21 protein-coding genes are annotated in these 25,872 nt (G+C 67.1%); 13 read left to right on the top strand and 8 right to left on the bottom strand.

The features are described from left to right. Positions 1-68: 68 nt before the first annotated feature. Genes AC6LKD_RS27960 through AC6LKD_RS27950 form a run of 3 tightly spaced genes read right to left on the bottom strand, consistent with a single transcriptional unit; the run spans position 69 to position 4,730 of the window. A complete protein-coding gene (locus AC6LKD_RS27960; RefSeq protein ID WP_498118076.1) occupies positions 69-1,580 on the bottom strand; it encodes an efflux transporter outer membrane subunit in 1,512 nt (503 codons plus the stop codon). Positions 1,581-1,585: 5 nt separating this feature from the next. Further along, entirely contained in the window at positions 1,586-3,544 is a 1,959-nt protein-coding gene (locus AC6LKD_RS27955) for a MacB family efflux pump subunit (protein WP_492276039.1), read from the bottom strand. Between the two features lies 1 nt (position 3,545). Then, positions 3,546-4,730, bottom strand: coding sequence for an efflux RND transporter periplasmic adaptor subunit (locus AC6LKD_RS27950; RefSeq protein WP_498118075.1), 1,185 nt, complete (start codon positions 4,728-4,730; stop codon positions 3,546-3,548). A gap of 409 nt (positions 4,731-5,139) precedes the next feature. Between AC6LKD_RS27950 and AC6LKD_RS27945 the strand changes: the two genes are divergently transcribed. The 6 genes from AC6LKD_RS27945 (at position 5,140) to purU (ending at position 10,409) form a co-directional block, all read left to right on the top strand. Beyond that, a complete protein-coding gene (locus AC6LKD_RS27945) occupies positions 5,140-6,348 on the top strand; it encodes an MFS transporter (protein ID WP_492276037.1) in 1,209 nt (402 codons plus the stop codon). Positions 6,349-6,350: 2 nt separating this feature from the next. Continuing rightward, positions 6,351-7,013, top strand: a complete 663-nt coding sequence (locus tag AC6LKD_RS27940) for a gamma-glutamylcyclotransferase (RefSeq protein WP_041652293.1) — start codon at positions 6,351-6,353, stop codon at positions 7,011-7,013. Positions 7,014-7,118: 105 nt separating this feature from the next. Further along, positions 7,119-7,748 (top strand): pyridoxamine 5'-phosphate oxidase, encoded by a 630-nt coding sequence (gene pdxH / locus AC6LKD_RS27935; protein ID WP_498118074.1) that lies wholly within the window; start codon positions 7,119-7,121, stop codon positions 7,746-7,748. 40 nt (positions 7,749-7,788) lie between these two features. Beyond that, positions 7,789-8,313: a flavin reductase family protein gene (locus AC6LKD_RS27930; RefSeq protein ID WP_498118073.1), complete on the top strand. Its 525-nt coding sequence runs from the start codon at positions 7,789-7,791 to the stop codon at positions 8,311-8,313. Further along, complete coding sequence (locus AC6LKD_RS27925; RefSeq protein WP_013391660.1) at positions 8,310-9,419, top strand: NAD(P)/FAD-dependent oxidoreductase; 1,110 nt, start codon at positions 8,310-8,312, stop codon at positions 9,417-9,419. The genes AC6LKD_RS27930 and AC6LKD_RS27925 overlap by 4 nt, the downstream gene beginning before the upstream one ends. Before the next feature lie 135 nt (positions 9,420-9,554). Continuing rightward, positions 9,555-10,409: a formyltetrahydrofolate deformylase gene (gene purU / locus AC6LKD_RS27920; RefSeq protein ID WP_013391659.1), complete on the top strand. Its 855-nt coding sequence runs from the start codon at positions 9,555-9,557 to the stop codon at positions 10,407-10,409. Positions 10,410-10,465: 56 nt separating this feature from the next. On the opposite strand, the gene AC6LKD_RS27915 is transcribed toward purU, so the two are convergent. Together AC6LKD_RS27915 and AC6LKD_RS27910 are read right to left on the bottom strand one after the other, a co-directional pair. Continuing rightward, positions 10,466-12,139, bottom strand: coding sequence for a SulP family inorganic anion transporter (locus tag AC6LKD_RS27915; protein ID WP_498118072.1), 1,674 nt, complete (start codon positions 12,137-12,139; stop codon positions 10,466-10,468). 257 nt (positions 12,140-12,396) lie between these two features. Further along, a complete protein-coding gene (locus tag AC6LKD_RS27910) occupies positions 12,397-13,299 on the bottom strand; it encodes a LysR family transcriptional regulator (RefSeq protein WP_492276034.1) in 903 nt (300 codons plus the stop codon). Positions 13,300-13,424: 125 nt separating this feature from the next. Between AC6LKD_RS27910 and AC6LKD_RS27905 the strand changes: the two genes are divergently transcribed. Genes AC6LKD_RS27905 through AC6LKD_RS27895 form a run of 3 tightly spaced genes read left to right on the top strand, consistent with a single transcriptional unit; the run spans position 13,425 to position 17,302 of the window. Beyond that, entirely contained in the window at positions 13,425-15,125 is a 1,701-nt protein-coding gene (locus tag AC6LKD_RS27905; RefSeq protein WP_498118071.1) for an acyl-CoA dehydrogenase family protein, read from the top strand. Between the two features lie 48 nt (positions 15,126-15,173). Then, a complete protein-coding gene (locus AC6LKD_RS27900) occupies positions 15,174-16,163 on the top strand; it encodes a Bug family tripartite tricarboxylate transporter substrate binding protein (RefSeq protein ID WP_498118070.1) in 990 nt (329 codons plus the stop codon). A gap of 11 nt (positions 16,164-16,174) precedes the next feature. Next, positions 16,175-17,302, top strand: a complete 1,128-nt coding sequence (locus AC6LKD_RS27895) for a CaiB/BaiF CoA transferase family protein (protein ID WP_498118069.1) — start codon at positions 16,175-16,177, stop codon at positions 17,300-17,302. Positions 17,303-17,314: 12 nt separating this feature from the next. Here AC6LKD_RS27895 and ggt read toward each other — a convergent pair whose 3' ends face one another. Beyond that, on the bottom strand, positions 17,315-19,072 hold the full coding sequence (gene ggt, locus AC6LKD_RS27890) for a gamma-glutamyltransferase (protein WP_498118068.1): 1,758 nt from the start codon (positions 19,070-19,072) through the stop codon (positions 17,315-17,317). Positions 19,073-19,210: 138 nt separating this feature from the next. Between ggt and AC6LKD_RS27885 the strand changes: the two genes are divergently transcribed. Then, positions 19,211-20,116, top strand: a complete 906-nt coding sequence (locus AC6LKD_RS27885; RefSeq protein WP_498118067.1) for a LysR family transcriptional regulator — start codon at positions 19,211-19,213, stop codon at positions 20,114-20,116. Between the two features lie 90 nt (positions 20,117-20,206). Here AC6LKD_RS27885 and AC6LKD_RS27880 read toward each other — a convergent pair whose 3' ends face one another. Then, on the bottom strand, positions 20,207-21,199 hold the full coding sequence (locus AC6LKD_RS27880; protein ID WP_492276029.1) for a tripartite tricarboxylate transporter substrate binding protein BugE: 993 nt from the start codon (positions 21,197-21,199) through the stop codon (positions 20,207-20,209). A gap of 238 nt (positions 21,200-21,437) precedes the next feature. On the opposite strand from AC6LKD_RS27880, the gene AC6LKD_RS27875 reads away from it, so the two are divergent. After that, entirely contained in the window at positions 21,438-22,337 is a 900-nt protein-coding gene (locus AC6LKD_RS27875; RefSeq protein ID WP_492276028.1) for an AEC family transporter, read from the top strand. A gap of 67 nt (positions 22,338-22,404) precedes the next feature. Here the strand turns inward: AC6LKD_RS27875 and fumC are convergent, their stop codons facing one another. Next, positions 22,405-23,802 carry a class II fumarate hydratase gene (gene fumC / locus AC6LKD_RS27870; RefSeq protein ID WP_013391649.1) on the bottom strand — a complete coding sequence of 466 codons (1,398 nt, stop codon included), beginning with the start codon at positions 23,800-23,802 and terminating at the stop codon, positions 22,405-22,407. Between the two features lie 163 nt (positions 23,803-23,965). On the opposite strand from fumC, the gene tsaE reads away from it, so the two are divergent. Together tsaE and AC6LKD_RS27860 are read left to right on the top strand one after the other, a co-directional pair. After that, positions 23,966-24,505: a tRNA (adenosine(37)-N6)-threonylcarbamoyltransferase complex ATPase subunit type 1 TsaE gene (gene tsaE, locus AC6LKD_RS27865; RefSeq protein ID WP_492276027.1), complete on the top strand. Its 540-nt coding sequence runs from the start codon at positions 23,966-23,968 to the stop codon at positions 24,503-24,505. Continuing rightward, positions 24,433-25,818, top strand: a complete 1,386-nt coding sequence (locus AC6LKD_RS27860) for an N-acetylmuramoyl-L-alanine amidase (protein ID WP_454667971.1) — start codon at positions 24,433-24,435, stop codon at positions 25,816-25,818. The genes tsaE and AC6LKD_RS27860 overlap by 73 nt, the downstream gene beginning before the upstream one ends. Positions 25,819-25,872: the final 54 nt, after the last annotated feature.

Genomic DNA, 25,872 nt, shown 5'->3' with positions numbered 1-25,872 from the left:
ATCGCAGGATATGCTACAATCTCAGATCAAAAAGAAATCGAATTTACAGGTTTAATTTTGTTTTTTTTTTACAAGAAAAGACCGGCATACGAGAGGGTTCCCTCTGTCGCGGGGGCGGGAAGATGTATAAAAAGGACGGCGGCAAAAAACCCCGCCGCAACGCCAGCAGCAACTCCCGAACCGCCTCGACCATCATCATCCCCACCAAGCGCCTGATAAACCGTCACCTGATTCACCAACCGATTCAACATATTCTCATCCCGGGAAACCTCAGCCACCCGCCGCTTCTCCTGCGCATCCAGCCAGTCCTTCAACGGCACCGCCCCCGCCCGATAGCGCACTTCGTACAGCCGCTCAGCCTCGCGCGCCGCCTTCAACGACGCGTCCAGCTGCTCGCCCTGCAAGCGCAGCTGCGTGCGATTCGACAAGGCGTTCTCGACATCCGCCATCGCCTGGTACAGCGCCTGCCGGAAGTTCACCACGCGCTCTTCGTAGTCGGCCTTGGAGATCTTGATGTTGAGCTGCATCTGGTTCCATTGCAGGAACGGCAGCGTCAGCGCCGCGCCCAGCGAACCGACCGGGTTCTTGAGTACATCGGACAGCGTCGGGCTCGAACTTCCCAACGCGCCGGTCAGCGTCAACGGCGGATAGAAGCTGGCGCGGGTCGCGTCGACCGTGGACAGGGACTGGCGCAGCCGCAGCTCGGCGGCGCGCAGGTCCGGGCGGCGGCCCAGCAGTTCCGCTGGCACGCCGGCGCGGGCTTGCGGCAGCGGATACTGCGGCAGCCGTGCGGGATCGGCCATCATGCGGTCCGGCGGGCCGTCGAACAGAATGGCCAGCGCATTCGCGTATTCCACCCGCTGCTGCACCAGCAGCGCGTGCGCGGCCTCCTGGCTGGCTACGGTCTGTTCGGCCTCGGCCATCTCCAGCGCCGACGCGCCGCCCGCCGCGTATTGCGCCCGCACCAGGTCCTGCGTCTTGCGCGCGTAGGCGATGCTCTCGGCGCTGCTGGCGATACGCTGGTTGATGAAGGCGGTCTGCCAGTACAGCGTGGCGGTGGTGCCCACCAGGGACAGCGCCGCGCTCTGGCGGTCCTGCTCGGTCGCCAGCGCGTCCCATTGCGCCGCGTCGCGCTGGCTGGACAGCTTGCCCCACAGGTCTACTTCGTAGCTGACGGTGAGCTGCGCCGCATTGGTCCGGGAGATAGCTCGATCGCCGTACAGATTGCGGTTGCGCGTCACATCGGCGCTGCCGCCCAGTTGCGGCAACAGCTTGTCCTCGGTAATCCCTGCCTGGTACTGGGCCCGGCGCACCCGGATCGCGGCGGCGGCCAGATCGTTGTTGCGCGCCAGTGCGGCATCGACCAGGCCGTTGAGCGTAGGATCGCTGAAGTTGCGCCACCACTCGCCGCCATCGGCCAGCGGCCCAGGCTGGCCGCTGCCAGCCGGCGCATGGGACCAGGCCGCGGGCGTGGAGGTCAACGGCGGCTCGAAGTCGGTGTGCAGCAGGCTGCCGCAGCCGCCCAGGGCCAGCAGCAAGGCCAGGACGGCAGGTTTGCAGATCGGGGAAACCGCTTTCATCTTCCTCATTCCCGGGCCAAGGCCTCGACGGGATCCAGGCGCGCCGCATTGCGCGCCGGCAAATAGCCAAAAAGCACACCGATCAAGGTCGAGCAACTGAATGCCGCCACCATCGATGCCGTGGAATAAACCATCTGGAACGAACCGCGCGTGGCCTTGGACACCAGCACGCCCAGCCCCAGCGACAGGACGATGCCGATGGCGCCGCCGATCAGGCACACCAGCACCGCTTCGATCAGGAACTGCTGCATGATGTCGCTGCGCCGCGCGCCCACCGCCATGCGCACGCCGATCTCGCGGGTGCGCTCGGTCACGGACACCAGCATGATGTTCATCACACCGATGCCGCCCACCATCAGCGAGATCAGCGCGATCATGGACACCAGCAAAGTCATGGTGGCGGTGGTGCGTTCGATGGTCTTGCGGATCGCGTCCGTGTTGAACACGAAGAAATCCTTGGTCACGTGGCGCCGCGTCAGCACGCGCACGATGGCCTGTTCCGCCGCGGCGGGCGGCGAAGCGTCATTGACGCGCACCGTGATGCTCTTCAGATGCTGCTGGCCCAGCACGCGCGACAGCGCGGTGGTATAGGGGACCCACACGTTCAGCGTGTCGTTGCTGCCGAAGACGGTGTCCTTCTTCTGCGTCACCCCGATCACGCGCGCCGGCATCGATCCCAGGAACACCACCTGCCCGATGGGTTCGGTATGCGAGCCGAACAGCTTGCGCCGGGTGGCGTCGTCGATCACCACTTCCTGGGCGCGCCGCAACACGCTGGTTTCGTCGAAGAACTTGCCCTGGGCCAGCTTGATGGCGCGCACGCGGAAATACTGCTCGCCCACGCCCTGTATCACGCCGTTCACCGACACGTTGCGGTAGCGCAGCGTGTTGCTGGTGGAAACTTCCGGCGTGACGCTGTCCACATAGGATTCTCGCGCCAAGGCATCGGCATCGGCCGGCACCAGGGTGCGGATGTTGACGGCCTTCTCGTCGCCGAAATCCTTGCCGGGAAAGATCTCCACCGTGTTGGTACCGATTTCGCTGATGTCGTCCAGGATCTTGCGGCGCGAGCCCTCGCCCAGGGCCACCACCGACACCACGGCCGCGATGCCGATGATGATGCCCAGCATCGTCAGCGAGGTGCGCAGCCGGTGCGCGTTCATGGCCAGCAGCGCCATGCGCAGCGCCTCGCGGCAACGGTCCAGATAGGCCTGCCAGACGGGCCTCGCGGCCAGCGCCGGCGCGTCTTCCTTGATGCGCTCGGTCCGCGGCGCATCGGGGTTGCGCTTGTCGGCGACGATCTCGCCGTCGCTGATCTCGATGATGCGCTGGGCATGGCGGGCCACGTTCATATCGTGCGTGACGATGATGATGGTGTGGCCGGCGGCGTTCAGTTCTTCCAGGATGCGCAGCACTTCCTGGCCGGTGTGCGTGTCCAGCGCGCCCGTCGGCTCGTCGGCCAGGATGATGTCGCCGCCGTTCATCAGCGCCCGCGCGATGCTCACGCGCTGCTGCTGGCCGCCGGACAGCTGGCCGGGACGGTGCCTGGACCTGTCGCCCAGGCCCAGCCGCTTGAGCAGTTCGTCGGCGCGCGCCAGGCGCGCCTCGCGCTGCTTGCCGGCATACACCGCCGGAACCTCGACGTTGCCTTGCGCCGTCAGGTCGGACAGCAGGTGATAGCGCTGGAAGATGAAGCCGAAATGTTCGCGGCGCAATTCAGCCAGTTCGTCCGGATCCAGCTCGCCCGTGCTGCGCCCGTCAACCCGGTACTCGCCGCGGGTCGGCCGGTCCAGGCAGCCCAGGATGTTCATGAGCGTGGACTTGCCCGAACCGGACGCACCCACGATCGCCACCATCTCGCCGGCCTCGATGGTCAGGTTGATGTCCTTGAGAACCGCGATGGTCTGCTCGCCCGCGGGAAACTCGCGGCGCACGCCCGTCAGCGAGATCAGAGGCCCGCTCATGTCAGGCCCCCGGCGCCACGGCCGGCGCGGCGTCCGCCGCCACGACGCGCTCGCCCACCTCCAGCCCTTCCAGCACCTGCGCCTGGACGTTGTTGTTCATGCCGATCCGGACCTGGCGCGTTTCGGTCTTGTTGTCCTTCAGGACCACGCGCACGGCGTAGCGGCCGTCTTCGCCGCGCTTGCCCAGCGCCGAGGCCGGCACCACGACGGTGTCCTTGGCTTCGCCCAGCACGATGAAGACCTGGGCGGTCATGGAGATGCGCAGCTTCTCGTCCGGGTTGGGCACGTCGAACAGGCCGTTGTAGTAGACCGCGGCGGTGGTGGAGCTGCCGCTGGCCGAACCGGTCAGGGAAGCCGTCGCGTCGTCTTTCTGCACCGAGTCCGGCGCCGGTTCCACCGCGCGCAGCTGCGCGCGGTAGCGCTCGTCGGGCTCGCCCAGGATGGTGAAGTACACCGGCAGGCCCGGCTTCACGCGGGTGACGTCGGCTTCCGAGATCTGCGCCTTGATGGTCATGGTGTCGACCTGGGCCACCTTGATGATGGTGGGTGCGCTCTGGATCGAGTTGACGGTCTGGCCTTCCTTGGTGACCACCGCCACCACCATGCCGTCGATGGGCGAAACGATGCGGGTGTAGCCCAGATTGACGCGGGCGGTGTCGACCTGGATCTCGGCTTGCGCGATCTGCGCGTCCAACGACGCGATTTCGGCGCGGGTCACCCCCAGCGTGGCCTCGGCGCTCTCATAGGACTCGCGCGAGCTGGCGTCGGCCGCCAACATCTGCCGCTGGCGGCGGAAGGCAAGCTCGGCCTGCTTCAGCATGGCGACCTTGGCGGCCCGCTCGGCGCGCCGGGTCTGCAGGGCGGCCTCGGCGTTGCGCAGTTCGTTCTGCTGGGTCATGTCGTCGATCTCGGCGACTAACTGGCCCTTCTTGACGCGGTCGCCCAACGCCACTTTCAGGGATTTCAACTGGCCGGTGGCCTGCGCGCCCACACTGACGCGCTCAATGGCGTCTATGGTGCCGCTGGCCAGGACACTATCCTCAAGATTGGCGCGGGTGACTTCGGCCACGGCGAAAGTCGGCGGCGGCGGCGCGGAAAAAAACGCGGCGCGCACGCCGAACACGGCTAACAGGAGCAAAACAGCGATCAGGGAGTAGCGCTTGAACTTGCTGCGGGACTTTTTCATTGAACCTGCCGGATGTGGCGCCGGCTATCGGGCCGGCGCCGGTATTGCGAATTGCGGACCAGGCAAGCGATCTTGCCCACGATGCCTGCTCATCCTAAACGTCTCGCCCGCCAGAACCATCGACGATCTGTGGCGAAACGGTGAAAAACAGTAAAGCGGGGCGGAACGTCAAGGCCCGCCCGATTGTTCCGTTGCATGAACGATACAACGCTTTGTCCGGCGCCCATCAAACCCCTTGCCCGCAGATGCGGCGAACGTGCCGCCATCTTGCGCAATAAACATGCGACTTCACCCCTAGATGACCGCTATCGTGCGATTGGCGCCAATATCTGTTTGCGGCGCTGCGGAACAGCCTCGCCTCGACATAGGGCGACGATATGGCCAGAATGAACGCAGTTAAGCCGTATCCGTGTCCACTTCTCATAGATCCCCCTCTTCGTCACCTGGTTCCCCGGAGTTTTCCGGGGCGGTGCTTTTGTGCCTCCTGGCCATGATGAATCATGTGGCGCTTACAGGGGGACGGATAACTGTCTCGCTCACCGCGCTGCAAATGGGGTTGTCGACCTTCAAGGTCGGCACGCTGGTCGCGGTGTTCGCGGTGCTGCCGATGCTGTTCTCGGTCCGCGCCGGCCGCTGGGTCGACCGGGTCGGCATCGTGCGGCCGCTGGTCATCGGCACTTCCCTGGTCGCGGCAGGCACCGCGTTGCCCTTCATATCCCAGACCCAGTTCGCCCTGCTTATTGCGTCCTGTTGCATCGGTATCGGCTTCATGCTGCATCAGGTCGCCACGCAAGACCTGCTGGGCCATGCCGAACCGGCGCAACGGCTGCGCAATTTTTCCTTCATGTCGCTGGCGCTGGCGGGGTCCGGATTTTCGGGGCCGCTGATCGCCGGCCTGGCGATCGACCACCTCGGCACGCGCATGGCCTTCGGCCTGCTGACCCTCGGCCCACTGCTCTCAGCGGGGGGACTCTATGCCTTGCGCCACCAATTGAAGGCGGTGGATTCGCAGCTATCCGGCAAAAAAGAGGCCGAAAAGCGGCGCGTTGCCGAATTACTGGCAGTGCCGGCCCTGCGCCGCATCCTGATGGTCAACACCATTTTGTCCGGGGCCTGGGATACGCACTTGTTCGTGGTGCCGATCTTCGGCGTTGCCATCGGCCTGTCGGCCACCACGATCGGCGTCATTCTTGCGTCCTTCGCGGCGGCAACTTTCGTCATCCGCTTGATATTGCCGCTTATCCAGCGCCGCGTGCGGTCCTGGACGCTGGTGCGGGTAGCGATGGCGACCGCCGCTATCGATTTCATGTTTTACCCGATGTTTACCGACGTTACCGTCCTGATCGTGCTGTCGTTCATCCTTGGACTGGCCCTGGGCTGCTGCCAACCGAGCATGCTGTCCCTGCTGCACCAGCATTCCCCACCGGGCCGCGCCGCCGAAGCGGTGGGCCTGCGGATGGCCCTGATCAACGGATCCCAGGTCTCCCTGCCGTTGACCTTCGGCGCGCTCGGTGCGGTAATTGGCGTTGCCCCGCTCTTCTGGGCCTATTCCGTGGCCCTGATGGCCGGAGGCTGGGCCAACCGCAATCCCCCGATCGAATCCGACCGTAAACCGTAGCCGTGAACATGCAGTCCTCTCCTCCCGCCGCCGGCAACGCCGGCGCCAGCCTGCCCTTTCGCCTCTGGACTCCGCAAGAGCGGCAGGAATCGCTGGACGAGGCCCTGCGCCACTGGCAATCTGGCGAAGACGTGTGGGTATACGGCTACGGCTCTCTGATCTGGCGCCCCGATTTCGACTTCGTGGAGCGCCGGCTGGCGACCCTGCGCGGCCACCATCGGGCGCTGTGCCTGTGGTCGCGAGTCAACCGCGGCACTCCGGAATGCCCGGGCCTGGTGTTCGGCCTGGACCGCGGCGGCTCCTGCCGGGGGGTGGTCTACCGCCTGGCAGGCCAGCAGGTGCCGACTTATTTCCCGGCGCTCTGGGAGCGGGAAATGTCCACTGGCGCCTACCTGCCGCGCTGGATCAATTGCAGCACCGAGACCGGCACCGTCCGGGCGCTGGTTTTCATCATGAACCGGGACAACCCGGCCTACATCCGCGCCCTGCCCGAGCCCGAGCTGCTGGCCATCGTGCGCCGGGCCGCAGGACGCTACGGCCCCTGCACCGAATACGTGGTGCAGACCGCCCAGGCGCTGCGCGCCGCGGGCATCCATGACGCCCGCCTGGACGCCATCGCGCGCCGGCTGGAGCTGGACGGGCATGTCCTGCCGGAAGGCGCCTGAGGCGCGCGCCCGGAAAATCTTGCCTGCGCCCTGAGCGGGGTCAATAAGGGTACCGCCTCCCAGGCGGTATAAACTCCTTGTTATCAACGCTGAACTACTAGCCCCATGTCCGTCTCTGATCTGCGTCAAAGCTACGACAAGAACGTGCTGCTCGAAGGCCAGGCCGCGGCCTCCCCGTTCGAGCAATTCACCCGCTGGTTCGACGAGGCCCTGGCCGCCAAGGTCCCCGAGCCCAACGCCATGACCTTGGCCACGGTGGACGCCACCGGCCAGCCCAGTGCGCGCATCGTCCTGATCAAGGGCTTTGACGAGCGCGGCTTCACGTTCTTCACCAATTACGAATCCCGCAAGGGCCTGGACCTGCAGGCCGAGCCCCGCGCCGGCCTGCTGTTCTTCTGGCAGCCGCTGGAACGCCAGGTCCGGATCGAAGGCGTGGTCGAAAAAGTGGCCGACGACGAGTCGGACGCCTACTACCACAGCCGGCCCGCCGGTTCGCGCATCGGCGCCTGGGCCTCGCGCCAGAGCCAGCCCATCACCCGTGAAGAGCTGGAAGCCCGCGAACAGGAGTTCCGCGAGCGCTTCGGCGAACAGCCGCCGCGCCCGCCGCACTGGGGCGGCTACCGCCTGAAGCCCACCGCCTTCGAATTCTGGCAAGGCAGGCCTTCACGCCTGCATGACCGCCTGCGCTATGTCGCGGACGGCCAGGGCTGGAAGATCGAACGTCTGTCGCCTTGATGCCGGGCGCCGCGCGCGCCCGCCCCCAACCAACGATTGCATGACCGCCTCCTCCCCTGATTTTGACGCTGCCTTTTTCCGCACCGCGCTGGGCCGTTACGCCACGGGCGTGACCGTCGTCACGGCCGCCGACCTCGATGGCGCGCCCATCGGGCTGACGGTCAGCTCCTTCAACTCCGTGTCGCTGAATCCGCCGCTGGTGCTGTGGAGCCTGTCGCGCAGCTCGTCGTCGCTGGCCGCCTTCGAGCAGTGCGAGCGCTATGTCGTCAACGTGCTGGGTTCGGAGCAGATCGCGCTGGCGCGCCGCTTCGCCACCGGCAAGACGCCGGACCGCTACGCCGGACTGACGGTGCATCACGCGCCGGGCGGCACGCCCATGCTGGACGGCCATTGCGCCGCCTGGTTCGAATGCCACAACCGCAGCCGCTATGTCGAGGGCGACCACGTCATCATGGTGGGCGAAGTGGAACGCTGCGGCCATAGCGGCGAGCCGCCGCTGGTGTTCCATGCCGGCGGTTTCGACCTGACCCCGGCCGGTGCACGTTCGGAAAGGAAAGCACCATGAGCGTGGATGTGGATTGCGTCGTCATCGGCGCGGGCGTGGTCGGCCTGGCGGTCGCGCGCGCGCTGGCCCAGTCCGGACGCGAGGTGCTGGTGGCGGAAGCCACCGAGGCTATCGGCACCGGCACCAGTTCACGCAATTCGGAAGTCATACACGCCGGCATCTATTACCCGGCGGGCAGCCTCAAGGCCCGCCTCTGCGTGCGCGGCAAGCACCTGCTGTATTCCTATTGCGCCGAGCGCGGCGTGCCCTATAAGCGGCTGGGCAAGCTCATCGTCGCCACCACCACGGAACAGGCCGCACAGCTGGAGGGCATCGCCCAGCGCGCCCGCGCCAACGGCGTGGACGACCTGCAGTTCATCTCCGGCGAGGACGCCATGCGCCTGGAGCCGGCGCTGCGCTGCACTGCGGCGCTGTCCTCGCCGTCCACCGGCATCGTCGACAGCCATGCGCTGATGCTGGCGTTCCAGGGCGACGCCGAGAACGCGGGCGCCCAGTGCGTCTTCCACACGCCGCTGGTGTCCGGCCGGGTCCGCCCCGAGGGCGGTTTCGAGCTGCAGTTCGGCGGCGATGAAGGCATGACCCTGAGCTGTAACGTGCTGATCAATTCGGCCGGCCTGCACGCGCCGGCGCTGGCGCGCCGCATCGACGGCCTGCCGGCATCCAGCATCCCCACCGATTACCTGTGCAAGGGCAGCTATTTCACGCTGTCCGGCCGCGCGCCGTTCTCGCGCCTGATCTACCCGGTGCCGCAGCATGCGGGCCTGGGCGTGCACCTGACGCTGGACCTGGGCGGCCAGGCCAAGTTCGGCCCCGACACCGAATGGGTCGGCACCGAAGACTACACGCTGGACCCGGCTCGCGCCGAGGTCTTCTACGAGGCCGTGCGCAGCTATTGGCCGGCCCTGCCGGACGACGCCCTGGCGCCGGGCTACACCGGCATCCGGCCCAAGATCTCCGGCCCTCACGAACCGGCGGCCGACTTCGTCATCGCCGGTCCGGCCGCGCATGGCGTGCCCGGCCTGGTGAACCTGTTCGGCATAGAATCCCCCGGGCTGACCTCCAGCCTGGCCCTGGCCGAAGAGACGCTGGCCCGCCTGAATGGATAAGCCGGATAGCCCCCACGCCGCACACGCTGCGCGTGCTTGCTGCCCCCCGAGGGGGCTGCCCTCCCTTGGGGCGGCCCGGCGGGAGGGCTCTACACTGCCATCACCCTTTTCTCCTTCTCTCCTCTTCCCTGAACCATGCAGCACAACGACTACATCCTGACCCTGTCCTGCCCCGACCGCACGGGCATCGTGTACCGCGTCAGCGGCCTGTTGTTCGAATTGGGCTGCAACATCCTGGATTCGCAGCAGTTCGGCGATGAAGAGACCGGCCGCTTCTTCCTGCGCGTGCACTTCGACGTGCCCGCCGCCGTGTCCGCGGACGACCTGCGCGCACGGCTGGATGGCATGTCCGCCGAGTACGGCATGGAGCTGAAGCTGCATGACGCCCGCCGCAAGGAACGCCTGCTGATCATGGTCAGCAAGCAAGGCCACTGCTTGAACGACCTGCTGTTCCGCGTGCACAGCGGCCATCTGCACGCCGAAGTAGCCGCCATCGTGTCGAACCACAACGACTATGCCAGCCTGGCGGCGTCCTACGGCATCCCGTTCCACCACCTGCCGGTTACCGCCGACACCAAGGCGCAGCAGGAACAGCAGGTGCTGGCCCTGGTCGAGAAGGAAGGCATCGACCTGGTGGTGCTGGCCCGCTACATGCAGATCCTGTCGGAAGACATGTGCCGCGCGCTGAATGGCCGCGCCATCAACATCCACCACAGCTTCCTGCCCAGCTTCAAGGGCGCGCGCCCCTACCACCAGGCGCATGCGCGCGGGGTCAAGATCATCGGCGCCACCGCCCACTACGTCACCTCGGACCTGGACGAAGGCCCCATCATCGACCAGGACATCGAGCGCGTGGACCACACGATGACCGCGCAGGACCTGACCCAGGTGGGCAGCGACATCGAGTCCCTGGTGCTGTCGCGCGCCGTGCGCAGCCACGTCGAGCACCGCATCCTGCTCAACCGCAACAAGACCGTCGTCTTCCGCTAAAAGCAGGGGGGCCGCCATCAGGCGGCCCCTCGCGACTAGGGCGGCGCGCGCGCCGCCTAGGACCTCTCCTCCGCCTGCGCCACGGCCAGGGCAGCCACCGTGGCGCTCGCCACGTCGGGTTGCAGATGGCCCTGCAGCCGCTGGTACAGGCCGATGCGGCGCACGATGTCCATCGGCTGCCCCATCAAGCCTGAAACGATCAGCGTCACCCCTCGCGTCTCGCACGCCTTGTTGAGTCCTTCGAGCGCTTCGGCGCCGGTCGAATCGACGTAGATCACGTTCTTCAGATCGAGTACCAGCGCGCGGGCAGGCAGGCGGTCTTCCAGCGATTCCACCAGCTTGGTGGCGCCGAAAAAGACCGTGCCGTATAGGCGCCAGACAGCGATCTTGCCGTCCTGCCCGGCGAGCAGGGGCTGCTCCGCGGCCGTGATGCGTTCGGCGCGCGACAGGCTGGAGATGCGGTAGATGAAGGTCAGGCAGGCCGCGAAGATGCCGAACTCCACCGCCACCGTCAGATCGAAGACCACCGTCAGCAGGAACACCGACACCAGCGTGACCCGGTACGGCAAACGGTAGGTCTTGAGCCGGGCGAACTCGCGCCATTCGCCCATGTTCCAGGCCACGAACATCAGGATGGCCGCCAGCGTCGCGAGTGGTATCGAGGCCGCCAAGGGCGCGGCCGCCAACATCACCGCAAGCAGCACCAGCGCATGCGCCATGCCGGCGACTGGGCTGGTGGCGCCGCTTTTCACATTGGTCACGGTGCGCGCAATGGTGCCCGTGGCCGGCATGCCGCCGAAGAAAGGCGTGACGAAGTTGGCGATGCCCTGGGCCATCAGCTCCTGATTGGGATCGTGCCGGTCGCCTATCATGCCGTCGGCCACCCGCGCGCACAGCAGCGACTCGATGGCGCCCAGCGCGGCAAGCGTGATGGTGGGCATGAGCAGGAACCTGGCGGATTCCCAACTGAACGCCGGCAAGGTGAAGTCCGGCAGCGCCGCCGGTATGCCGCCGAAGCGGCTGCCTATGGTTTCCACCGGCAGGCCGAATACGGCCACCGCCGCGGTCGCCAGCACCAGCGCGACGATGGAGCCCGGCACGCGGGCCAGCCCTGCCGTCCGCCGGCCGCCCCATGCCGGCAGCCAGCGCTGCCAGCCGACGATCACGGCCAGCGACAGCAGCGCCACGCCGGCGGCCCAGGGGTTGAGCGTGGACAGATGGCTGCCCAGCGCGCCCAGGATGCCGAAGAAGTCGCCCGGCATCTTGGGAATCGCAAGGCCCAGGAAATCCTTGACCTGCGACAGCGCGATCAGCACCGCGATGCCATTGGTGAAGCCGATGATCACCGCCACCGGGATGAAACGCACCAGCGTGCCCAGCCTGAGCAGCCCCATCACAAACAGCAGCACGCCGGACAGCGCCGTGGCGATGATCAGGTTGGCCACGCCGTACTGCTGCACGATGTCGTAGACGATGACGATGAAGGCGCCCGCCGGCCCGCCGATCTGCACCCGGCTGCCGCCGAGCAAGGCGACCAGGAAGCCCGCAATGATGGAAGTGAAGAGGCCGGCCTCGGGCTTGAGGCCCGACCCGATGGCGAACGCCATGGCCAGCGGCAGCGCGACCACGGCAACGGTAAGCCCCGCGCCCAGGTCCTGCGCCAAGCGGACACGGTCGTAACCGCGCAACGCGTCAAAAAGACGCGGCCGAAACGAAAAAGGAATTTCCACGAAAGACTCCGGAGAAGTGGAACCGAAACGCCCTGCTGTGGGGTTCAGTACTTCGCCGGAGGGCCGCAGTGGCGCAGCCTGGTGATGAAACGCCTGCGGCGCGTCAGCGGCAGGACTGGTCGGTAGGACATGGCTAAAACCCGGAATTCGCGTTCGTTCGTGTGCAAACGGTTCCATCCCTGGCCGGATACTGGCGGCGCCGGGATACCGCTAACGATAAGCCTTCGGGCGGGTTCTGCCTACCCGCAATGCGCGCTTCATGGCGTTTCGAGGCTATCCCAGTCATGCCGCGCCGCCATTTCCACCGCTTTTTCCTGCAGCGGCGTGCGTGCGGCCTCGCGCCAGATCATCTGGCTGAGCGAGCGGGCCTCGTGCTCGAAAGCGATGAAGCGCGTCCCCGCCAGCCCGCTGCGCGACAGGCAGGCCGGCACGATGGACACGCCCAGCCCCTGCGACACCAGCGACGCCACGCTCAGCCAATGCCGCACCTCGTGCCGGATCACAGGCATGAAGCCCGCCGACACGCACATGGACAGCACCGTCTCGTAATAGCTCGGCGAGGCCGCCCGGGCGAAGAAGACGAAATCGTCCGCCGCCAGCTCCGCCAGCCGTAAGACGTCCCGCCCCGCCAGCGGATGCGCCTGCGGCAAGCACACCATGAAGGGCTCGGCCATCAGGTCGCGCGCCAGCACGCCGTTAGGCACCGGATTGGCGTGGATGAAGCCTAGATCCTGCTCGCCGCGGCGCACGGCCTCGATCTGGTCATGGGAATTCAGCTCGGTCAGCACGTGCTCCACGTCCGGCAGTTCGGCGCGCATGGCGTTGAGCAGCGCCGGCAGGCCGCGGTACAGCATGGAGCCCACGAAACCGATGCGCAGCCGGCCGCGCAGGCCCGCGTCCACGCGTTGCACCAGCGTGCGCACCTCTTCCGCCTGGCGCAGCAGCGTCAGGGCTTCGCGATACAGCACCTGGCCGGCGTCGGTCAGCTCCACGTGGCGGCTGGTGCGCGTCAGCAGGCGCGCGCCGACGTTGTCCTCCAGCTGCCGAATGGCGTAGCTGAGCGGCGGCTGGGAAATGTGCAGCCGCGTGGCCGCGCGGCTGAAATGGCGCTCTTCGGCGACGGCAATGAAATAGCGCAACAAGCGCGGATCCAGGTCCATTTGTCTCCCCCGCGACTTCAATCCATACTTTTTTTGGATTGTTCTACACAAAAACAGTATTTGTATAGATTAATCCATGCCAGCACCATCACAGGCATCGTTCCCGTCTTCAGCAGGATGCCGCCATGGATACCCCCGTCAAGACCGCGCCCAGCGCCGCCACTCCCGTCCCGGATTCGCGCGGACAGAATCTGTTCAGCGCCGATCCTTACGCCGAGGCGCTGAGCCGGCGCTACCTGCCGGCCGCGCTGCATGCCCATTTGCTGCCCCACCTGGAGCGCCTGGGCGCGCTGGCCGGCGGCGTCATGGACGAACTGGCCGCCACCGCCGACAAGCACCCGCCCACCCTGTCCGTGCGCAGCCGCGCCGGCGCCGACGAGTCGCGCATCGACAAGCACCCCGCCTATGTCGAACTGGAACGCCTGGCCTACAGCGAGTTCGGCCTGGCCGCGCTGTCGCACCGCGGCGGCGTGCTGGGCTGGCCCGAGCCCATGCCCGCGGCCGCCAAATACGCCCTCAGCCATCTGTTCGTGCAGGCGGAATTCGGCCTGTGCTGCCCGGTCAGCATGACCGATTCGCTGGCCCGCACGCTGCGCAAGTTCGGCGACCCGGAGCTGGTCGAGCGGGTCCTGCCCGAGGTGACCTCGCAGGATTTCGACACGCTGCGCCAGGGCGCCATGTTCATGACCGAACAGGGCGCGGGTTCGGACGTCAGCGCCACCGAGGTCACCGCCACTGCTCAGGACGACGGCACCTGGCTGATCCACGGCGACAAGTGGTTCTGCTCCAACCCGGACGCGGGCTACGCCATGGTGCTGGCGCGTAGCGAAGCCCAGCCCGGCCTGAAGGGCGTGTCGCTGTTCCTGCTGCCGCGCGACCTGGCCGACGGCAGCCACAACCACTACCGCATCCTGCGCCTGAAGGACAAGCTGGGCACGCGCTCGATGGCCAGCGGCGAAATCCGCCTGGAAGGCGCGGTAGCCTGGCTGGTGGGCGAACGCGGCCGCGGCTTCAAGCACATGGCCGACATGATCAACAACTCGCGCCTGTCCAACGGCATGCGCGCCGCCGGCCTGATGCGCCGCGCCGTGACCGAGGCGGTCTACGTCTCGCAGCACCGGCGCGCCTTCGGCAAACGCCTGATCGACATGCCGCTGATGCAGCGCCAGCTGGTCAAGATGACGGTCTGGGCCGAACAGGCCCGCAGCGTGATGTTCCAGACGGCGCGCGCCCTGGCCGGCGCGGACCAGGGCGTGGCTGATCCGGCGCTGGCGCGCATCCTCACGCCGCTGATCAAGTTCCGCGCCTGCCGCGATGCCCGCAAGGTGACCGGCGACGCCATGGAAGTGCGCGGCGGCTGCGGCTACATCGAGGAATGGACCGAACCGCGGCTGGTGCGCGATGCCCATCTGGGCTCCATCTGGGAAGGCACCAGCAATATCGTGGCGCTGGACGTGCTGCGCGCGATCAACAAGGAAAACTCGCTGCCGGCGCTGCGCAGCCACATCGACAGCCTGCTGGCCGAGGGCCGTCCCTGCCCGCCCGAGCTGGCCGAGCTGCAAGCGCGCGCCCTGGAACAGACCTATGCGCTGGCCGAGCACGCCGCGCAGGCCGACCGTCCCGAACTGGCGCGCCAGGCGGCTTCGCTGCTGTACCACGCGGTATCCATGGCCGCCCTGCGCTGGGAAGCCACCGAACCCGGCCTCGAAAGCCGCGCGCTGCTGGCCGACCAGGTGCTACAGCACCGCCTCGGCCCGCGCGATCCCTATGCCATCCCGGCCGACGAAAGCGTGGCGTGCCGGACCATCCTGCAATACGCGCTGTAAAAACCGACGCCGGCGGCACAGCCGGCGCGCAACCCACTGGAGACAACCATGACCCGAACCCTCGCCCCCTGGCTGCTGGCGGCCGCGGCCGCCGCCGCCATCGCCCCGACCGCGCCCGCACTGGCCGCGGAGGCCTACCCTTCGGCGCGGCCCGTGACGCTGATCGTGCCCTTCCCGCCCGGCGGCCCCACCGACGCCCTGGCGCGCCGGCTGGCCGACAAGCTGCGCCAGCCGCTGAACCAGAACGTCATCGTCGAAAACCGCGCCGGCGCAGGCGGCAACATCGGTTCCGAATACGTCGCCACGGCCAAGCCCGACGGCTACACCCTGCTGTTCGGCACCTCCGGCCCGCTGGCGATCAACGTCAGCCTGTACAAGAAGCAGGGCTACAACCCCGAGACCAGCTTCGCGCCCATCATCCGCATCGGCCACCTGCCCAACATCCTGGTGGTGAACCCGTCGGTGCCGGCCAACAACGCGCAGGAGCTCATTGCCTACGCCAAGAAGAACCCGGACAAGCTGAGCTACGCCTCTTCGGGCAACGGCGCCTCGTCGCATCTGGCCGGCATCCTTTTCAACAACATGGCCGGCACCCAGATCATGCACATTCCCTACAAGGGCACGGGTCCGGCGCTCAATGACCTGCTGGGCGGGCAGGTGTCGATGTCGTTCACCGACATCCTCACCGCACTGCCCTACATCAAGGCGGGCAAGCTGCGCGCCATCGGCCTGGCCAGCGCCCAGCGCTCGGATGCGTTGCCTGACCTGGCCACGCTTTCCGAGCAGGGACTCAAGGGCTACGACGTCAGCGTGTTCTTCGGCATCGTGGCGCCCAAGGGCACGCCCCCTGATGTGGTGGACACTTTGAACCACGCCTTCAAGACCGCGCTGTCCGATCCCGAGGTCGCGCAGACGCTGCGCAGCCAGGGCATCGTCGAGGCCCAGGACCAGACGCCGCAGGGCCTGGCCACCTTCATCTCGGCCGAAGTGCCCAAATGGCGCGACCTGATCAAGAGCGCCCACGTTTCCATCGACTGAACGGACCCCACATGGCTGCAACCCTGCCCAACGCCGGCGCCCTGGCCGGCTGCAAAGTGATAGACCTGTCGCGCGTGCTGGGCGGCCCCTATTGCACGCAGATCCTGGCCGACCACGGCGCCGACGTGCTGAAGATCGAGCCGCCCGGCGGCGACGAGACGCGGGGCTGGGGGCCGCCCTTCCTGGGCGACACGGCGTCCTATTTCATCGGCGTGAACCGCAACAAGGACGGCATGACGCTGGACCTGTCGCAGGCCGCGGGCCAGGAGCTGCTGCGCCACCTGCTGGCCGACGCCGACGTGCTGGTGGAGAACTTCAAGCCCGGCACGCTGGAGAAATGGGGCCTGGGATACGACACGCTGAGCCGCGACTTCCCCGCGCTGATCCATTGCCGGGTCAGCGGCTTCGGCGCGGACGGGCCGCTGGGCGGCCTGCCCGGCTACGACGCCTGCGCCCAGGCCATGTGCGGCCTGATGAGCGTGAACGGCGACGCGGACGGCGACGCCACCCGCGTCGGCCTGCCGGTGGTGGACATGGTGACCGGCTTGAACGCGGCCGTGGCCATCCTGCTGGCCTTGAACGAGCGCACGCGCAGCGGCCTGGGGCAGTTCCTGGACATCACGCTGTACGACTGCGCCTTGTCGCTGCTGCATCCGCACGCGCCCAATTACTTCTACAGCGGCAAGGTGCCCGCACGCAGCGGCAACGCGCATCCAAACATCGCGCCCTACGAAACGCTGCCCACCGCCAGCGGCCCGATCTTCCTGGCGGTCGGCAACAACCGCCAGTTCGCGCAGCTGGCGCAAACGCTGGAGGCACCGGGGTTGGCCGAGGATGCGCGCTATGCCACCAACGCCGACCGCCTGCGCAACCGCCAGGCCCTGCGCGACGACCTGTCCGCGCTGCTCGCGAACCACGACGCCGCCGCTTTGGCCGACCGCCTGCTACGTTGCGGCGTACCCGCGGCCGCCGTGCAGACCGTGGACCAGGCGCTGGCGCATCCACACACCCGACATCGCGGCATGGTGCTGGAGCAAGGCGACTATCGTGGCGTGGGCTCGCCGATCAAGCTGTCGCGCACCCCGGCCACGCTGCGCAAGCTGCCGCCGGCGCTGCGCTCCGCCGACGCCGGCGAGTAAGCCCGCGCAACATCAGCCGCCCTGGGCGACGCCTTCGCGGCGCGGGTCGGCGCCGCCCTGCAAGCCGCCGGCGTCGATCACGATGCCGTGGATGCCGCTGGGAAACTCGAGTATCCGCACCGGGTGCCCCATGCGCTCGAGCCCAGGCGCCAACGCCTCCAGCGCGGTGCCCTTCTCCAGTTCGGTCTCCTTGTTGCGGCTGCCCATGTTGGGCAGATCGATGGCCGCCTGGATGTCCAGGCCCCAGTCCAGCACCCCCACGATGGTCTTGGCCACGTAGTTGATGATGGCGCTGCCACCCGGCGACCCCACCAGCAGATAGGGCTTGCCGTCGCGCAGCACGATCATCGGCGCCATCGAACTGCGCGGGCGCTTGCCCGGCTCGATACGGTTGGCGACGAGACGGCCCTCGGGATCCTTGTACGACGAGGAAAAGTCCGTCATCTCGTTGTTCAGCAAAAAGCCGCGCACGAAGATCTTGCTGCCGAACTCGTTCTCGATGGTGGTTGTCATGCTCAAGGCATTGCCTTGCGCATCCACCGCCACCAGGTGGCTGGTCGAGGGCAATGCCAGCGCATCGTCCTTGCCCAGCGACAGCAGCTTGCCTTCCGGATCGCCGGGCAGCGCCACCTTCATGCTGCGGTCCGGCTGGATCAAGGCGCCGCGCGCGCGCAGATAAGCCGGGTCCAGCATGGCGCGCACCGGCACCCGCACGAAGTCCGGATCGGCCACATAGAAGTCGCGGTCGGCGAACGCCAGCCGGCCGGCCTCGGAGAAGTAATGCACCGCCTCCAGGCTGCCCGGCTTGTAGCTGGCGAGCGGAAACTGTTCCAGTTCGCCCAGCATCTGCAACACGGCGATCGGGCCGCTGCTGGGCGGTCCCATGCCGCACAGCTGATAGCCGCGATAGGCGCCGCAGACGGGATCGCGCGTCTTGGCGCGATAGCCGGCCAGGTCAGCCAGGGTCAGGTCGCCCGGCACGGCATGGCCGCGCACGGCTGCGACGATGTCCGCGGCGATGGCGCCCTGATAGAACGCGTCGGCGCCTCGTTCGGCCACTGCGCGCAGCGTACGCGCGAATTCGGGGTTCTTCAGCACATGGCCCACCGGCCACGGGGTGCCGTCAGGCGCGTAGAAATAGGCTGCGGCCGCGGCTTGCGCGCGCAACTCCTTGTTGCCTGCCAGCAGCTTGTGCAGGCGGGGCGACACGGGGAAGCCCTGCTCGGCCAGCCGGATCGCAGGCTGGAACAGGTCGGCCCAGGGCAACACGCCCTGCTCCTTGTGCGCCAACTCCAGCCCGCGCAGCAGGCCCGGCACGCCCACCGCCAGGCCGCTATTGACGGCGCGGGCAAAGGGCACCGGCTTGCCGTCCGGATCCAGGAAACGCTGCGGCTGGGCCGCGGCAGGCGCGGTCTCGCGGCTGTCATAGGTCTGGATGCGGCCGCTCTGGGCCGAATACACCACCATGAAGGCGCCGCCGCCTATGCCGGACGATTGCGGTTCCACCAGGTTCAGCACCAGCTGGCTAGCGATAGCCGCATCCATCGCGCTGCCGCCCCGGCGCAGCATCGCGTCGCCGGCCTGCGTCGCCAGCGGATTGGCCGAGGCCATCATGAAATGCGGCGCCCGCACCAACTGACGCGTCTGCGTGCCGCTGGCGGCTTCGGGGTTCAGATCTTCGACGGCTTGCGGCGTGCGCGCCCATGCGGCAGGCATGGCCGCGAGCGCGGCGGCAAGCAGGAGGGCGGCGGCATGACGAGGTGCTCGCATGGAGGGCTCCGGTGTGCGCCGGCTGTCCGGCAGGGGTTCATGATAGTCAAGGCGCCGGCGGCTGTCGCGGCGCAGCTCCCGCCCCCTGGCCGCATCCGGCTTAGAATCGCGGTTTCCGCCCACCGTCCCCACCGTGCCATGCGTTTGCGCCACATCGAGATTTTCGAAGCGATCCGCCGTACCGGATCCCTGACCGAGGCCGCGGCCGCGCTGCATATCTCGCAGCCCGCGGCCAGCAAGCTGCTGGCGCATGCCGAGGCGCAACTGGGCTTCAAGCTGTTCGAGCGAGTGAAGGGCCGGCTCGTCGCCACCCGCGAAGCCGAGATCCTCACGCCCGAGGTCGCGCGCCTGAACCAGGACCTCAACAGCGTGCGCAGGCTGGCCGCCAGCTTGCGCGACCATCCCAACGGCCACCTGCGCCTGGGCTGCGCGCCGGCGCTGGGCCTGGGACTGCTGCCCGGCGTGGTGCGCGACAGCCGCGCGGCGCAGCCTGGCATCACCTTCGACATCCACACGCATCACAGCAGCGAGCTGGTGCAGGGGCTGCTGACGCGGGAACTGGACCTGGCCATCACCTTCGACACCAACGACTATCCGGGCCTGACCCGCATGGGACTGGGCCACACCGAACTGGTGCACCTGAGCCGCAAGCCCGGCACGGGTCCGCTGCCGTTGGCGGAGCTGACGTCCATGGCGGGCGATACGCTGATCGTGCTGGACGCGGCCGACGCGTCCGGCGCGCTGTTGCAGATGGCGCTGGACGCGCAGGGCCTGGATCCGCAGGTCGCCATCCAGGTACAGACCCACTACGTGGCCTGCGCGCTGGTCGACGCGGGCTGCGGCGACGCCATCGTGGACGCGATCACCGGGCAGGCGATGCTGCGCCCCGGCATGAACCTGCGCCGGCTGGACCCCGCGTTGCGCGTGCCGATCAGCATCATGGTGCGCAACCAGGATCCGCTTTCCGCGCTGCACCGCGACCTCATCGAGCGCCTGCGCGCCGCTTGCGAGGCGCTGCAGGCCGGACTCGACGCCGCGGCCTGACGCAGGGCTTGTGCACAAAACACGACGGGCGCCCGAAGGCGCCCGTCATCATTTGCAGACGGGGGCAGGTAACGCCCGCCCCGTGCGACATCAGTCCAGCTTTATGTTCTGCTTCTTCACGACGTCCTTCGCCCAGTCATACTGCTCTTTGATTTCCTTGGCGAATTCTTCCGGCGTATTGCCCGACGGCGCCGAGCCCTGATCGTCCAGCGCCTTGATGACCTTGGGGTCCTTCAGGGCCACGACGGCAGCGTCGCGCAGCTTGTTCACGACTTCCATCGGGGTGCCCTTGGGCGCCAGCAGACCATACCAGACCGGCTGGTTCAGCACCGGGAAGCCGGCATCCTTGAACGTCGGCACGTCCTTGATGGCCTCGATGTTGGTCGGCCACGCGATGGCCATGGCGCGCAGCTTGCCCGCCTGGATTTGCGGCATCGACGAGGGCAGGTTGTCGAACAGGATTTCGATCTGGCCGCCGACGGCGTCAGCCACGGCCGGGCCCGAACCCTTGTACGGCACGTGCACGATGTCCGTGCCAGTCGCCATCTTGAACGATTCGCCCATCAGGTGCAGCACGCCGCAGGTGCCCGAACTGCCGTAGGAGTACTTGCCCGGATTCTTCTTCAGTTCTTCCAGGAAGCCCTTGAAGTCCTTGGCGGGGAACTTCGGGTTCACGGCCACCACATTGGCGGTGTTGGCGAAGTTGGTGACCGGCTGGAAATCCTTGATCGGATCGTAGGGCAGGTCGTTGGGACGGCAAGCCGGGTTCACGGCCATCGTCGACACGGTGGCGATGGAGAGCGTGTAGCCGTCGGCATCGGCGCGCGCGGCTTCGGATGCGCCGATGGCGCCGCCAGCGCCGCCCTTGTTTTCCACAACCATGGGTTGGCCCAGTTCCTGGCTCATGCGCTGCGTCACCAGGCGCGCGATGATGTCGGTGGAACCGCCGGGCGCGAACGGAACAATGACGCGGATCGGCTTGCTCGGGTACTTGTCGGCAGCGAGGGCGGCGGAGGCGCCGAGGGTGCCGGCAGCGCCGGTGGCCAGGGCGATCGCCACAGCCAGGGAGCGGACTTTATTCATAGGTGTGTTTCCTCCAATATGCGAGCCCGTGTGTATACGGACCGTTGTGTGATGCGCCTGCCTGTGGACAGGTCCGCAATTAACGGTGGTGGACGCATGCTCTGTGCGCAGGGAGAGCACTTTTTATAGGTTGCTTGTGGCACACGCGCCCGCCAGAATGACGGAGAATAGCAGCAAATACTTACAGACGCATAGCGCAGCGATCCCCGTCTGACGCGCATCAAATACGTACTTGTCCATGTCGGTAGCCCTTCTGGTTTTCCCTGATTTCATGCTGGTTGCGCTGGGTTGGGCGCTGCGTCACAAACTGAATTTCTCCCGCGAATTCTTCGCCGGCACCGAGCGGCTGGTCTACTTCGTCCTGCTCCCCGCGCTGCTGTTCCAGTCCATCCTGCGCACCCCCATCACCGTCGGCAACGCCGCTGTGCTGCTGCAGGCCTCCGCGGCCATCATCGCGGCCGGCGTCGCGCTGACGTGGCTGGCGCGCTGGGTGCTGCGGCCATCCTCGCTGAGCCTGGCTTCGTCCGCGCAATGCGGCTACCGCTTCAACACCTATCTGGGCCTGGCGCTGTCGGCCAGCCTGGGCGGCGCCCAAGGCCAGACGGTTATGGCGCTGATCGTCGGCTTCGCCGTGCCCATGGCCAACATGGCCGCGGTCTACGGCCTGGCCCGCCATAGCGGCGGCAACCTGCTGCGCGAACTGGCCCGCAATCCCTTGGTCATTTCCACGTTGGCCGGCCTGGCCTGCAACCTTGCCGGCCTGCACCTGCCGGGCCCGCTGGACACGGCTCTCGCGCGGCTGGGCGCGGCGGCCATCGCGCTGGGCATCATCTGCGTGGGCGCCAGCCTCTCCTGGGAGGGCGGCAAGGGCCATGGCGCGCTGATCGCCTGGATGCTCGCGGTCAAGCTGGCGGCGCTGCCCGCCGTGGCCCTGCTGGTGGCGCATGTGCTGGCGCTGCCGCCGCTGGAATCGCAGATGCTGCTGCTGTTCGCGGCCCTGCCCACCGCGTCCGCGGCCTATGTGCTGGCCATGCGCATGGGTGGCGACGGCCGCATGGTGGCGGTGCTGATATCGCTGGGCACGCTGTTGTCGGCGCTGACGATACCGCTGTGGCTGATGCTGACCGGCACCGGTTAAACGGCGTTGCGCCACCCATGAAAAAGACCGCCGCAGCGGTCTTTGTTCATACGCCGCGCGATCTTCTTTACGAGGACTTGTGCGCGTTGGTCATGGATGCCGGCACCACCCATTCGGCGAACTGCGCTTCGGTCACATAGCCCAGCGCCAGCGCCGATTCCTTCAGCGACAGGCCTTCCTTGTGCGCCTTCTTGGCGATCTGCGCGGCCTTGTCGTAGCCGATGTGCGGATTCAACGCCGTCACCAGCATCAGCGAACGGTCGACCAGTTCGGCGATGCGCTCGAGATTGGGCTCGATGCCGGCGGCGCAATGCTCGTTGAAGCTGGCCATGCCGTCGGTCAGGAGGCGTACCGATTGCAGGAAGTTGTGGATCACCAGCGGCTTGAACACGTTGAGTTCAAAATTGCCGCTGGCGCCGCCGATATTGATGGCTACGTCGTTGCCCAGCACCTGCGCGGCCAGCATCGTAATGGCTTCGCATTGCGTGGGGTTGACCTTGCCCGGCATGATCGAGCTGCCTGGCTCGTTCTCGGGAATGCTGATCTCGCCCAGGCCCGAACGCGGGCCGCTGGACAGCCAGCGCACATCGTTGGCGATCTTCATCAGGCCGGCGGCCAGCGACTTCAGCGCGCCATGCGCGAACAGTAGCGCTTCATGCGAGGCCAGGCCCTGGAACTTGTTGGGCGCCGACACGAAAGCGGTGCCGGTGGCATGCGCCAGTTCGGCCGAGACCTTGGCGCTGAACTGCGGGTGCGCATTCAGGCCCGTGCCCACCGCCGTGCCGCCGATGGCCAGCTGGTGCAGGCCCGGCAAGGTGGCGCGGATCTGTTGCTCGGCCAGGTCCAGCTGGGCCACATAGCCCGACAGCTCCTGGCCCAGGGTCAGGGGCGTGGCGTCCTGCAGGTGGGTGCGGCCGATCTTGACGATGTCATAAAACTCGGCGCTCTTGGCCGCCAGCGTCGCGCGCAGGGCCTTCAGCGAGGGCAGCAGATGATGTTCGACCTGCACCGCGGCCGCCACGTGCATGGCGGTCGGGAAGGTGTCGTTGGACGACTGCCCGCGGTTGACGTGGTCGTTCGGGTGAACCTTGCGCTCTTCGCCGCGCACGCCGCCCAGCAGCTCCGAGGCGCGGTTGGCCAGCACCTCGTTCATGTTCATATTGCTTTGCGTGCCCGACCCGGTCTGCCAGACCGACAGCGGGAACTCATTGGGCCACTTGCCGGCGATCACTTCGTCGGCGGCGCGGACGATGCCGTCGGCGATCTTCGGATCCAGCTCGCCCAGGTCGGCATTGACCTTGGCGGCCGCGCGCTTGAGCCGCGCCATCGCCTCGACCAGCGGAACCGGCATCTTTTCGGTGGAAATCGCGAAAAAATGCAGCGAACGCTGCGTCTGGGCGCCCCAGAGGTGATCTTCCGGGACTTCGATGGGACCAAAGGTGTCTTTTTCAATGCGGGTCTTCATGGCGCGTGCTACTCCGTGGCGACGTCGGTTTCGGCTGGCGGCGGCGCGCCAGTCGCGAGAAAGTTGAGAATGACAATCAATTCTAGGTTAGCAGAAACCCGCATTCCTATAATTGCGCAAACATCCGTGCTTCCTCCACCATTTTTACCACTCGCCCCGCGCCATGTCCGCCCCTCTTTGCAGCCTGAACTTGCACCTGCCCGACGAAGCCGCCACGGAATCGCTGGCGCGGCAGCTCGCGCCCCTGGTTTCCGGCGGCCAGACCGGTCCGGCCGGGGGACACATACACCTCCAGGGAGACCTGGGCGCGGGGAAAACAGCCTTCACGCGGGCCCTGTTGCGGGAATGCGGCATCACCGGCCGGATCAAAAGTCCAAGCTACGCGCTGCTTGAATCCTATAAAGTTTCTAACTTATACTTCTATCATCTTGATTTTTATAGATTTAGTGATTCGCGCGAATGGTTGGACGCAGGATTCCGGGATTTACTGCGTGACGAAGCGGTCGTTTTGATCGAATGGCCGGAGCGGGCGGGGGGCCTTTTGCCCCCTCCCGACCTGCTGATTTCCCTAGCCTATGCAGGCGAAGGACGCGACGCCACCCTGACCGCGTACACCGCTCGAGGACAAACATGGTTGAACGCGATTGTCCCCCCGCCCCAGTCGGCGCCCTCCCCTCGGCAGGCGCCACCCGGCGCCGCCTGATCAGCGTCGCCGCCACTCTGCTCGTCTTGCCGGTCCTGCCGCGCCTGGCGCAGGCGGCAACGATCCTGGCCGTGCGCACCTGGCCGGCCGATGAATACACCCGCGTCACGCTGGAGCTCGACAGCGAGCTCAAGGCCGAACAGTTCACGCTCGAAAATCCCCACCGCCTGGTGGTGGATATTGAGGGACTGACCATCAGCGCGGCGCTGAACGACCTGGTTTCCAAGGTCCGGCCGGACGACCCCTACATCCAGAGCCTGCGGGTGGCGCAGAACCGCCCCAACGTGGTGCGCCTGGTGTTCGACCTGAAGCAGCCCGTGGCGCCCCAGGTGTTCACGCTCAAGCCCGTGGCCGACTACCAGTACCGCCTGGTTCTGGACCTGTATCCGAAGGTCGCCCAGGACCCGCTGATCGCGATCCTGAACAAGCAGAGCGGCCCCGACGTGGACGACCCGCTGGCGCGCATCCTGGAGGACATCCAGCGCAACCCGGTGGCCCGCGCCGATCCGCCCGAACCGCCGCGCGTGCGCGGCCAGCAGCCGGCGCCCCCGCTGCCCACGGCGCCCAAGCCCCCGCCCGCCACCGCCAGCCGCGGCAAGCAGCGCATGCTGACCATCGCGCTGGACCCCGGCCACGGCGGCGAGGACCCGGGCGCCATCGGCAGCAGCGGCCTGCGCGAGAAAGACGTGGTGCTGCGCATCGCCCGGCGCCTGAAGGCGCTGATCGACAGCCAGCCCTACATGCGCGCCTACCTCACGCGCGACGACGACTACTTCGTGCCGCTGCATGTGCGCGTGCAGAAGGCGCGCCGCGTGCATGCCGACCTATTCATCTCCATCCACGCGGACGCCTGGGTCAAGCCCTCGGCCAACGGCTCGTCGGTGTTCGCGCTGTCGCAGCGCGGCGCCACCAGCGCCCAGGCGCGCTGGATGGCGGACAAGGAAAACGCGGCCGACCTGATCGGCGGCGTCAACCTCGGCAGCCACGACCGCCAGGTGGCCAAGGTGCTGCTGGACCTGTCCACCACCGCGCAGATCAACGATTCGCTCAAGGTCGGCAACGCCTTCCTGGACGAAATCAAGAAGATCAACCGCCTGCACAAGAACAGCGTCGAACAGGCCGGCTTCGCCGTGCTGAAGGCGCCGGACATTCCCTCGGTGCTGGTCGAGACCGCCTTCATCAGCAATCCGCAGGAAGAAGCCCTGCTGCGCAGCACTTCGCACCAGGACAAGCTGGCGCAGGCCATGATGACGGGCATCCAGCGCTACTTCACCGCCAATCCGCCGCTGGCGCGGCTGGGCGACGTGAGCTGAAGCAGCGGCAGCCGGACGCATGAACAAAGGGCGTTGCGCTTTACGGCGCAACGC

The sequence above is a fragment of the Achromobacter sp. D7-1 genome (genome assembly GCF_059760445.1).
Note: the sequence above shows the minus strand (reverse complement) of the source record. Positions and strands in the feature narration are given on the sequence as shown.